General features: G+C 66.4%; 10 protein-coding genes and 2 pseudogenes. 1 reads left to right on the forward strand and 11 read right to left on the reverse strand.

Annotation, left to right across the window (positions count from 1 at the left end; translation table 11 throughout):
• The 4 genes from XBLMG947_RS19835 to XBLMG947_RS19845 all read right to left on the reverse strand — a co-directional run.
• A partial coding sequence (locus XBLMG947_RS19835; RefSeq protein WP_245228265.1) for a DUF6531 domain-containing protein occupies positions 1–841 on the reverse strand: 841 nt, incomplete at its 3' end.
• Between the two features lie 18 nt (positions 842–859).
• Positions 860–988, reverse strand: a complete 129-nt coding sequence (locus tag XBLMG947_RS23990) for a hypothetical protein (RefSeq protein WP_258077793.1) — start codon at positions 986–988, stop codon at positions 860–862.
• Positions 985–2,613, reverse strand: coding sequence for a hypothetical protein (locus tag XBLMG947_RS19840; protein ID WP_065470268.1), 1,629 nt, complete (start codon positions 2,611–2,613; stop codon positions 985–987). The genes XBLMG947_RS23990 and XBLMG947_RS19840 overlap by 4 nt, the downstream gene beginning before the upstream one ends.
• A 22-nt stretch (positions 2,614–2,635) precedes the next feature.
• Entirely contained in the window at positions 2,636–4,879 is a 2,244-nt protein-coding gene (locus XBLMG947_RS19845; protein WP_065470269.1) for a type VI secretion system Vgr family protein, read from the reverse strand.
• 261 nt (positions 4,880–5,140) lie between these two features.
• On the opposite strand from XBLMG947_RS19845, the pseudogene XBLMG947_RS22110 reads away from it, so the two are divergent.
• A pseudogene (locus tag XBLMG947_RS22110) lies at positions 5,141–5,318 on the forward strand (integrase core domain-containing protein); the annotation flags it as partial.
• On the opposite strand, the pseudogene XBLMG947_RS19850 reads toward XBLMG947_RS22110, so the two are convergent.
• The 7 genes and pseudogenes from XBLMG947_RS19850 to XBLMG947_RS19880 all read right to left on the reverse strand — a co-directional run.
• Positions 5,318–5,878: pseudogene (locus tag XBLMG947_RS19850) on the reverse strand (phage baseplate assembly protein V); the annotation flags it as partial. The pseudogenes XBLMG947_RS22110 and XBLMG947_RS19850 overlap by 1 nt on opposite strands.
• Positions 5,879–5,906: 28 nt before the next feature.
• On the reverse strand, positions 5,907–8,138 hold the full coding sequence (locus XBLMG947_RS19855) for a T6SS phospholipase effector Tle1-like catalytic domain-containing protein (RefSeq protein ID WP_065470271.1): 2,232 nt from the start codon (positions 8,136–8,138) through the stop codon (positions 5,907–5,909).
• Positions 8,138–8,686, reverse strand: a complete 549-nt coding sequence (locus XBLMG947_RS19860; RefSeq protein ID WP_065470275.1) for a DUF3304 domain-containing protein — start codon at positions 8,684–8,686, stop codon at positions 8,138–8,140. Before XBLMG947_RS19860 ends, XBLMG947_RS19855 begins: the two co-directional genes overlap by 1 nt.
• A 41-nt stretch (positions 8,687–8,727) precedes the next feature.
• Positions 8,728–9,318: a DUF3304 domain-containing protein gene (locus XBLMG947_RS19865; protein ID WP_245228267.1), complete on the reverse strand. Its 591-nt coding sequence runs from the start codon at positions 9,316–9,318 to the stop codon at positions 8,728–8,730.
• A complete protein-coding gene (locus XBLMG947_RS19870; protein WP_065470273.1) occupies positions 9,318–9,932 on the reverse strand; it encodes a DUF3304 domain-containing protein in 615 nt (204 codons plus the stop codon). The genes XBLMG947_RS19865 and XBLMG947_RS19870 overlap by 1 nt, the downstream gene beginning before the upstream one ends.
• On the reverse strand, positions 9,925–10,740 hold the full coding sequence (locus tag XBLMG947_RS19875) for a DUF4123 domain-containing protein (RefSeq protein ID WP_245228268.1): 816 nt from the start codon (positions 10,738–10,740) through the stop codon (positions 9,925–9,927). The genes XBLMG947_RS19870 and XBLMG947_RS19875 overlap by 8 nt, the downstream gene beginning before the upstream one ends.
• 5 nt (positions 10,741–10,745) lie before the next feature.
• Positions 10,746–11,015, reverse strand: a 270-nt coding sequence (locus tag XBLMG947_RS19880) for a DUF2345 domain-containing protein (protein WP_139074451.1), incomplete at its 5' end; no start/stop codon positions are given.

An 11,015-nucleotide genomic window follows, 5' to 3' on the forward strand; every position in this document is an offset into this window, starting at 1 on the left:
CGGCCGCGCTGTGGCCGTCGTGGAACAGCACCACGCCGTCGGCGTCGATCTCCAGCCGGATGTCGCCGGGCGTCTGCCAGCCGTGGCCGCAGGCGCCCGCCTGCTCGGCCTGCGCCGAGCTGTAGCGGCGCGACCATGCCAGCGGCAGCCGACCGGGGATCGCGAAGTCCTCGTGCTGCACCGACACGCTGCCGTCGCGGATGTCCACCGGCTCGGCGCGCAGCACCTTGCACTTGAGGAAGCCAGAATCCATGTGCTTGAACACACGCTGCCGCAGACCCTTGAACGCCTCCGCCGCCCGCACGCCCAGCTTGGAGCGGCGCAGCGCCCCCAGCCCGGCGAAGCCGGCATGCAACCCCAGCGCCATCAAGGAAATGGTCAGCGGCCCGCCCACCTTCACGGTGGTCGGGATCGCCACGTTGATGCCGGTCGGCAGCCACAGCGAACGCAGCGGCTTCTTGGGCTTCTTGAACCGGAACGGCGGGATCAGCCCGGCGAGATTGCAGTCCAGCACCGGCACCGCCAGCCGCGAGAACGGGTCGCCATCGGCGGTGACCGTCTTGCTGCCCATGAAGATCTCTTCGCCGTCGTACTGCGGCCCCATCGGCAGGCTCAGCTGCGGCGCCCACGCGCCCAGCGGAATATGGATGTCCAGCCCGCCGGTGCCGGCGGTGGCGCGCTTGACCCCGTTGACGGTGACCGTGGCGCCGAGGAACGGCAGGTAGTCGAACGGGTCCAGCACGATGCCGATATGCGGCGTCGGCAGCGGAAACGGCGGCACCTGATACATGTGGATGTCGATGCCCAACTGCGGATCGAAATGCTTGGCGGCGGTGCTCATCGCGATGCTCCTTCCTCGCTACAGTGCACGGGCCAGCGCGCGCAGGAACGCGCGCACCTCGTCGCGATGCTCCACCCCCAGCCACGCCGCCGCGACCATGCCGATCACCACGAACACGGCCAGCACGGCCAGTTTGCGCGCGCTCATGCGGTGGCCTCGGTCAGTCCGGAACGCCCCGGCGCCGGCGCATCGCACGCGGCCGCGGCGGAACCGGTCAGCGCCGACGGATCGGGCAGCGGCTGCGTCGCCGGCGGCTCGGTCCAGGCCGGGATCTCGTTGTCCAGCGGATGGCGGATGTCCGGCAGCCCGTTCCAGGTCGGATGCAGGAAGTCGCGCCCCACCGCCACCACCTTGCGGAAGAACGCGTCGCCGCCCTGGATCAGGCGTTCGCGCTCCTGCGCGGCGCGATGAAAGGCCTGTTCGAAACCGGCATGCAGCGCGGCCTCGATGCGATCCAGTTGCGCGGTGTCCGGACGCGGCCCGAGCTGCACGGCCTGCGCCTCGGCCTGCGCGTGCAGCGCGGCCACCGCCTCCAGGTACGACGCGGCGCACTGGTCCAGTTTCTGCGCGCGCGGCCTGTCCTGCAGCAGCAGCAGATCCTGCAGCGTTTGCGGCAAGGTAGTGGTGCGGCGGTCCGCGGGCGGCAACGGCTTGGCCGCACGGATCGCCTCCAACCCGTGCGCGCGCGCGGCCTCGCGTTGGCCGTCCTGGGCCAGGCAGAACGCGGCCATGCGATAGCCTTCGATCACAAACATCGGGTTGGGGATCTCGGCGGCGGCCTTGGCCGCGGCGACGTAGGTCTCGGCGGCACGGTCGGGCTGGCCGGCGACGAACCAGGTGCCGGCCTCGCCGTACCAGCTCTGCATCACCAGGTCGCGCGCGGCCGGGTGCTGCACGGCCAGGGCCTGCAGGCCGCACTCGCGCGCCTGCCGATAGCTGGCGATGGCCTGCGGATACTGCTTTTCCTTCAGCCAGCCACCGGCCAGCATCATGTTCAGCACCACCTGCTGGTCGGGCCAACCGTTCCGCTGGGCCAGCGCCATTGGCCGCTCGACACGCTGCGCCAGCTGCGTCGCGCTGCCGCGCTCGAGCACCGTCATCAGGTCGCTGAGCATGTGCCGGTAGGCCACCGCAGGTCCCGCGCCGCCCGACTGCGCGGCGGTTTCGCGCGCGATGTCGAACATGTCCAGCGGCGGCTCGATGCGCCGCGCGATCGCCGCGTGCCGCTCCAGCAGCGGCTGCCAGCGCGGATCCTCGTGAGTGTCCACCAGCACCAGGCGCAGCGCCGGCGACGGCGGCGCCGCCAGCGCCGCGTCCATCCAGCGCGCGAATGCATCGCCGGAGGTGGTCCGCTCCGGTTCCAGCACCACCGTCAGATAGCGCAGATGCACCTGGTGGTAGGCGGCGAAGGAATCCAGGACCTCGACCACGCCCAGCGCGCTGTCAGGGTGCGAGGGTCCCGGGCCGGGCCAGCCCAGTTCCACGCCCTGCTCGCGCAGCGCGCTCTGGCTGCCGAGGTAGCTGGCGTGCAACGCCTGCTTCAGCGCGCGGCTGTAGCCGAAGCCGGTGTCGAACGGCGTATCCAGGCGCAGGAAGTAATCCGGCGCGTTCCAGTCGCCGGGATGTTTCTGCGCCTCGAAGAAGGCGGCAAGCAGGCGCGCGGCGTTGGCCGGCACACGCCATACCAACAGGCGCAGCGCCGGGTCCTCGCTGGCCTGCATCCACGCATCGCAAAGCAGTTCGATACGTCGCTCGACCGGATTCTTGCTCACGCTTCGGATGCCCTCCCAGATTTTAGCAGTTCAGCTTGATTTCCGAGCCGTTGACCGACACCCCGGAGCCGTCGATGACGATCACCGAACCGCCGGCAGAAATGGTGATCTTCTCGCCGAGGATCTCGATCGCCGCACCGCCCACCGTCGCGGTGAGGTTGCTGCCCGAGGCCAGGGTCATGTTGCCGTTGGCCATCAACGTGTGGGTGCCGGTGATGCCCTGCTCCATGTCGCCTTGGACGCTGACCGTGCGTGCGCCGACGTTGGTGTCCTCCACCGCACCCTGCACGCTGCGTTTGTCCAGGCCGGTGATGCCGACCTCGCGCCCGGCGCTCAGCTGCTCGGTGACCTTGCCGATCACCTGGCGCAGCGAGGTCTGGGTGACAGTCTCCTTCCACGCGCCGGTGCGCTGGCTGGTGTAGTTGCCGGTCAGGGTGGTGACGAAATTGCCGGTGATGGTCTCGGTGTAGCCGGCAGCGGCGATGGTCTTGGTCTCGCCGGCCTGGTAGGTTTCGGTGACCGCGCCGGTGACGCTGGTGCTGCGCGTGCCGGTGACGCCCAGCGTGTCGTTGCCGGTCACGGTGATGCCGCGGTTGGCGCCGACGCTGATGTTCTGGTTGGACCCCACGTCCATGCGGTGGTCGACCGCCACGCTGGTGCTCTTGTTGTTCTTCACCGTCGCGTTCTGGTCGTTGAGCACGGTGGTGACCATGTCGCGCTGCGCGCGCATGTTCAACAGCTCGCCGCCGGCGGTGTCGTGCATGGTCATTTCGTTGTAGCCGCCGCCTTTGACCGTCTTGGACTTCAGGCCGCTGACCTCCATGCCGAACGGCGGCATGTTGTCTTCGTTGAACACGCGGCCGGTGATGATCGGCCGGTTCGGATCGCCATCGAGGAAATCCACCACCACCTCCTGGCCCACGCGCGGCGGCGACACGCCGCCCATATCGGCGCCGGCCCACGGACTGGCGCTACGGATCCAGCACGAGCTGTTCTCGCGAAACTGGCCCTTGCGGTCCCAGTGGAACTGCACCTTCACTCGCCCGTAGCGGTCGGCGTACAACTCCTCGCCCGGCGGGCCGACCACGGTGGCGGTCTGCGGGCCGGGCATGCGCTGCTGCGGCGTGTCGCGCAGCGGCCGGTACGGAATCTTGCGCCGCAGCGCGGTGGCGCTGCAAAGATAGGTCGGCGCCTCGGCCTGGCTGTAGTCGCTGGAGAAGTTGTTGCGGCCTTCGCGATGCAGCTGCACGACGAAGAACTGTCGGTCGTCCTCGCTGCGGCCAATGAAATCTGGATGCCGTTCAAGGGTGAAACACCCTCCGGCCTGCAGCTCGGTACTGTTGCCGGCGCCTTCGAACAACTTGGTGGGCCACACCGCTTCCTCGCTACGGATCGCCGCCAACGCATCGCCGACGCGGCTGTCGGCGAAACGCGCCGCGCCGTCGTAGTGGTAGCGCTCCAGCTCCGGGAGCGCGCCGACCGGGATCGACCGCGCCTTGCTGGCCGACAGCGCAGTACGCGGCTGCTTGAAATCGAAGCTACTCACCGCATGCGCGGTGGGACCGACCCGGCGCCGCGCCGACCAGCTGTGCAAGCCGGGCGTCCGCAGCACGCCCTGGTCGGACACGAACGCCACAGGCGCCGGCTCGCCCAGTACCGTGGAGGCGGTGGAATCGTCGGCCAGCAGCATCGTGTGCGCGCCATCGGCGTGCACGAACGTGTAGTAGATGCCGGCGTCCTCCAGCAGGCGCGAGACGAAGGTGAAATCCGATTCGTTGTACTGCACGCAGTACGACAGCTTGGGGAAGTTGCCGGCATTCAACTCGTACTTGTAGTCGGCCAGCTGGGGGTATTCGCCGAACACCTGCTCGACGATCTCCAGCACGCTCAGATCCTGGAAGATGCGGCAATTGCTCGTGTACTGCAAAAACGCGAACCACGGGGCGACCTCGGCGCGGTACGCGGCCAATTCGCCTTCGGCGCCGATCAGCGCGAACTCCTTGACGTAACCGTGCACGACGCGGTTGTCGAACTCGTCGCCCAGGCTGAGCTGGATCGGCTGGCCGACCAGTTGCTTCAGTTCCAGGCGCCGCTGCGCGGACAGCAGATCGACGGCGAACGCATAGGGCGCCGATACCGTCTCCGTGCCTTCGAAGCGTTTGACGATGAAGGTGTCCGGATCCAGCGCGGTGGTGACCCGGATCAGGCGCCGATCCTGGTTCAGACGTAGCGCGGCAACTCCACTGGATATCACTTCGGCGTGCACGGCACCTCTCCTGATCCGTTCCATCGCGAACGTAGCCGATACGGCGCCGCTCGCCAATCTCCATACCTCTCGCTTCACTGACTTGCAGGCTCGTCGATCGCCGCGACAGGCAGGCAACGAGCCCCTCGCTGCGAAATGCGTGCGACGGCCGGCCGCGCGACCAACGCCCGGACTTTGCCTGATCGCGCGCCCAGGTGCCAGCGTTTTTGCTGGAAGAACGCTCTGCCGGGCCTTAAAAATGAAAAAAATCGAACAACGGGGCCGGGCAAGCCACAAACAGAACCCCTACGTTGAACGTTACAAGCGCACGGTCCGCTACGCCTGTCTGTCCCGCACCCTGTTCGACACCATCGAGCAGGTGCAGGACAAGGCCACCCGCTGGCTATGGACGTACAACAATGAGCGCCCCAACATGGCGCTAGGCGGCATCACGCCAGCGTGGTTGTCCGCGCCGCCGCCGGCGCCGTGCCAGGCCGGGGCGTGGCCGCCGGCCAGGTTGGCCTGCGCGCTGGGGCGGCCGTCGCCGGCCTGGGCATACAGGCCGGTGTCGGCCTCGGCGCCGGTGCCGCCGGGCGTGGCCGGAACGCCGGCTTCGCCCTTGCCGTTGTACAGCGCTCCCAGCACCACCGGACGGTCGATGTCTCCCTCCAGGAACCCCACCAGCACTTCCTGGCCGATACGCGGCAGGAACTGGCTGCCCACGCCCGGGCCAGCGTAGCGCTGCGCCACCCGCAGCCACGCGCTGTCCTGCGCGGCCGCGCCACCGGCCTCGTGCTGGAAGTGGAACCTGACCCGGATCCGGCCCAGCGCGTCGGCATGGACCTCCTGGCTGCCGCCGGTGCTGCCATCGGCCCCGACCACGATGGCGCTCTGGTAGCCCGGCGCGGTCGGACGCGGGTTCAGACGCGCCCCGGTGCCGTCGGCCAGCACCGGCCGCCACGGCTGCTGCCGGTCCACCGCCTCGAAGGCGTTGCCGTAGCCCACCGCCTCGGCCTGCGCGCTGGCGGTCTGGCTGCCGTGCTCCCTCTCACATCCTCGGCAAGCCACTTGGGATCAACTTCTTCACCTGATCGCCAACGAACTCCTTGCCAGCCTCGACCGCACTGTCCACGGCCGACTCCACGGCATCGCCCACGGCATGCTTCGCCTTGCCTGGCAGCTGCTTGATCTGCTCCAGCTTCTCGTCGACGGCGTCGATACTCTGTTGAAGCGCGGACTTCTCCGGCACGAAGATGGTCCGCCAACGCAGGAAGCCGAACATGCCATACGACTCGCGGCCATCCTGCTCGGTCGGAATGACGCCACCGTTGCTGCGCCATTCCTTCAGATCCTTCAGATCCTGACCTGCCACGAGCGGCGGCATCGGACGCACCTCGGGCGTTGGCTGGAAGCTGCCCGGATGCTTCTGCGCCTTGCGCACCGCGTCACCGATGACCGGCTGCGCTTCGCGGTTCCACTGCTGCCAGGCCTTGTCCTGGGCATCCAGCGTGTGCATCCGTTCGCGAGACTGGCGCTTCCACGCTTCCTCGCTGGCGGCACCGAACGGCTTGAACCAGGCACGCGAGTCGTGGGAATAGTCGTCATGCAAACGCACGATGCGCCGGTCCAGCGGCGACAGGTCGTTCCATGCCGGCTTCACCTCGCGCCACTGTTTCATTTTTTCGCCCCACACCAGCGCGACGATGTCGTCGCGCGCGGCGATCGGCGCCAGTGTGCTTCGCAACACGTTGGCGACCGACGCCTGTGACGAATAGGCCGCGTCCTTCTCGTCCTCCTGCAGCGCCGCCCATTCCTGGCGCAGTTCCGCGTTGGCCTGCAGCAGGTCGGTCACGTCCTGCGCCTTGTAGGTTCGCGCGCGCTTGACGAACGGCTGCTGCGCCATGCCGTCCGGCGCCGTGTCGTCCAGACGCAGGCGCCGCCAGCGCAGATACAGCGCGTAGTGCGCCTGCATCAGCGCTGCAGTGCTGCTCGCCTTGATCGATGCGGTGGCCGCCACATAACCGTTGAAGGCGTCGATCAGGCCCTGGTCCACCTTGAACGCAGCTTTGGTTTCCTTCGACAAACGCGATGCCGAAAGATTCAACGGCACGCCCGCGGCCATGGCCTCGCGGTACATATGGCACAGCGCGATCTGCGAGAGCTTGGCGCTGTCGTCGATGCTGTCGCCGATGAAGGCCTTGCCCTGCTCGCCAGGCTCGTAGCCGCCGCCCACGTCCGAATGCACGCCGGGGTACACCACTTCCTCGCCATTGACGCCAGCGGCCGCATCCAGCGGGAACGAGCCGCGCACCTCGTGCGCCGCGACCAGATGCACGCAGCGGCGCACATACGGGGCAATCTGCAAGTCGTCCTCGCTTGCGTAGCCGCCATGGCCGGTCCACAGGCGCGAGCTGTTCGCCAAGCCCACCGACGCCACCGTATCGAAGATGCCCAGCAGGTCCAACTGTACCGGGATGCCGCACAGCGTCAGCTCGCCATCACCGCCGTCGCAGGCATCCTTGAGCCAGCTGCAGAACACCCGGGCCTCGGCCGCGCCGCGCGAGAAACCGAACACCGAAACCCGGATGCTGCGCACCTGGGGCTTGGGCTGCGCGCGCTGCCATTTCTGCACGCGTTGCCGCAATTGCGCGCGGCGCTCGGCCAGCACCGCGCGGCGGCCAGCGTGGTTGGGCGGATTCAAGGCCGTGGCGGTCAGGCTCTGCAGCGAGGCCATCATGCTGATCTGCTGCAGCATCTGGGTTTCGTCGCCGGCGATCTTGCGCAGTTCCATCGACGGAATCGTGATGTCCTGCGCCATACGCCGCACGGTGGCGGGGTCGCTCTGGCCTAGCGCTTCACCAAGGTCGATCCGTTCGAAGTAATAATTGAGATTGTCCAGGAACTTGAGCAACATCCAGCAGATTCGCGCCTCGCCGCCCCAGCCTGCGGCCAGGCCGGCTTTTTCCTGGATACCCAATCCCTGATCGCCCACTTCGTCCTTGAACGGGGTGCCCACGCCTGCGGCGTAGCGCCTTACGAATTCCGGCTTTCTTCGGTCGGCCTCGAAAATGTCGTAAAGCCGAGCGACATTGCTATGCGCCTTCTTTGGCTGGTCCCTCTGAAAATTGTTGTTGGTTCCGTCGAAGAAGAACCCCCAGCGCAAGTCGATGCAGCAACTGTCCTGCGGCCGGCCCAGGCCCGCGCTCATCATTTCAGCCTGTTGCGCGCGGCTGAGCTGTAACGGATTTTGAGGACACAGTGGAGCGAAGGAAACTTGCATCAGTAGTGACCCTCCCTGGGCGGCTTACCGCTGTCGTACCATTCATCGCAGCCCGGCTGCTTCAAGCAGAATTCGCCAGGATTCTCCAAGCCATCCGGCGCGTCCTTGTGTCCAGGCCCGACACCAGACGCATAGACCTTGACCTTGCGGCCTGGCAGGAACGCCACCAGCAAGTAGCCGGAGTAGATCTTGCCGTAACGAGGCACCTCCACTTCCGCCGTGGTCAGCGCATCCTTGTCCTGATCGTAAAGAAGATCGTCCCGCCACTGCACCTTGACCTTGATGCCCGGATGCCACTTGGCAGGTAGCCCGATGCTACCTGCGGTACTCAACCCGGCAGCGTAAGGAGTGCTATTCCCGCCCCAAACGCCATTGACATAAAAGATGCCGATCGGCACATCGGTATAGTTCAGCCCGTACAGGCTCAGGCCGACAGTCTCGCTTTCTTCGGCCTGTGCCGACGACTGCGCGGACGAATTGCCAGCGCCGCACCCTGCCAGCACCAGCATCAGGCAGCAGATGGCCAACGCACGTTTCAATGCCGGCATCACGGTCTCTTTTCCACGTTTGGTTGCATCGCTTCGCGTCATCAGTAATGGCCCTCCCTGGGCGGCTTGTCGCTTCGATACCACTGTGGGCAACCTGGCTGCCTTTGGCAGAATTCGCCAGGATTCTCCAGGCCATCCGGCGCGTCCTTGTGTCCAGGCATGTAATCCGACGCATAGACCTTGACCTTGCGGCCTGGCAGGAACGCCACCAACAAATAGCCGGAGTAGATCTTCCCGTAACGGGGCACCTCGACTTCCGCCGTGGTCAGCGCATTCTTGTCCTGATCGTAAAGAAGATCGTCCCGCCACTGCACTTTGACCTTGATGCCCGGATGCCACTTGGCGGGCAGACCGATGCTGCCTGCGGTGCTTAACCCAGCGGCGTAAGGATTGCTGTTCCCACCCCACACGCCATTGACATAAAAGATGCCGATCGGCACATCGGTATAGTTCAGCCCGAACAGGCTCAGGCCGACAGTCTCACTTTCTTCGGCCTGTGCCGACGACGGCTCGGACGAATTGCCAGCGCCGCATCCTGCCAGCACCAGCATCAGGCCGCAGATGGACAACGCACGTTTCAATGCTGGCATCACGGTCTCTGTTCCACGTTTGGTTGCATCGCTTCGCGTCATCAGTAGTGACCCTCCCTGGGCGGCTTACCGCTGTCGTACCATTCATCGCAGCCCGGCTGTTCCAAACAATACCGGCCAGGATTTCTTAGCCCATAGGGTCGATTATTGACACCCGGCCTATCGTAGAAACCTGGAATATAATCCGACGCATAGACCTTGACCTTGCGGCCTGGCAGGAACGCCACCAGCAAGTAGCCGGAGTAGATCTTGCCGTAACGGGGCACCTCCACTTCCGCCGTGGTCAGCGCATCCTTGTCTTGAGCATAAAGAAAGTCGTCCTGCCACTGCACCTTGACCTTGATGCCCGGATGCCACTTGGCGGGCAGACCGATGCTGCCTGCTGTCTTCAGCCCCGCCGCATAAGGCGTCACGGCTCCACCCCAAGTACCGTTCACATAAAAGATGCCGATCGGCACATCGGTATAGTTCAGCCCGTACAGGCTCAGGCCGACAGTCTCGCTTTCTTCGGCCTGTGCCGACGACGACGCGGACGAATTGCCAGCGCCGCACCCTGCCAGCACCAGCATCAGGCCGCAGATGGCAAGCAGGCGTATCAACGCCGAGCCGCGCGTTGCGGCAGTGGCAACCCCACGGTGCGCGATCGCATCATGCATCCTGCGTCGCCTCGGCGTCGCTGAGCAGCCCTTCCACGTCCAGGGCCGCCAGCACCTGGCGATAGGCGTCCGCAGATATCTGCGTTGTCTTCGCCAGGCCGCTCAGCACGGCGTGGACGCAGCGGTGGATGGCCGACGGCGATCCGCACAGGTGGCCGAACACCTCCTGGCGCTCGCGCAAGTAAGCGATCAGGGTGTCCGGCAGCGCCGCCGTCTGCAGGGCCTGCTGCTGCTCCGGCGACAGCACGAAGGGCAGCGCGGCGACCGCATCGGCGCTCTGCTTCGGCAGCGACTGCAAGGCGCCGGCGCGGTCCACGTACCACCAACCGTCGATGGACTCCAGGAACGCTGCGCGCTGCGCCGGGTCCAGTACCTCGAACACCTGCGGCAGGCAGCGGGTGTCGGCATAGCGGACGACGAAGGTCTCACCGGCCACGGACGCTTCCAGGCGCTGCTGGAGATGCGCCCTCAGCTGTTGCAATGGCAAGCGCGTCTGCAGCATCGTCAGCATCGGTCGCCCGGCGCAGAGCCGGAACAGCGCGTCCAGCCACGGCCCTGGCGATGCGCCTTCCTGCGGCACCGCGCAGAGCCAGGGCGATGCCTGCTCCACGCCATCGCCAGCATACTTGCCGCCATATAGCGGCATGCCCGGCACGTTGGCGACGAACCGCCGCCATTCTTCGGCCGGCACGAACGCCCGGTCCAACAGCAGAGCGAAGCGGGCATCGGGCGCGGACGCATCCGCAAGCAGCGCGTGCGCAGCCGCCTTGGTTTCGTCGCTGGGGGCGTCGATCCAGTTGCGGTGCATGCCGATCACCCATTCACCGGGGACAATGCTTGCCCCTTGCCCATGGCCTGCAACAGGCACGGGATGCAGACCGACTTCGCGAACGCGGGCAACGGATACGCCTGCTGCACCGGCCCCACGAACGACTTCCTGCTCGCATGCACGGTCATGTTGCCGGGGCAGGCGAAGGTGATGTTGCCGCCTTCGATGGTGATGCTGGCCCCGCCGGCCACCGCCAGGTGCACCGTCTTGCCCGCGGCCAGTTCCACCTCGGCATTGGCGCTGACCAGCGTCAA

Origin of the sequence: Xanthomonas bromi (assembly GCF_900092025.1) — a bacterium.
Classification (GTDB): Bacteria; Pseudomonadota; Gammaproteobacteria; order Xanthomonadales; family Xanthomonadaceae; genus Xanthomonas; species Xanthomonas bromi.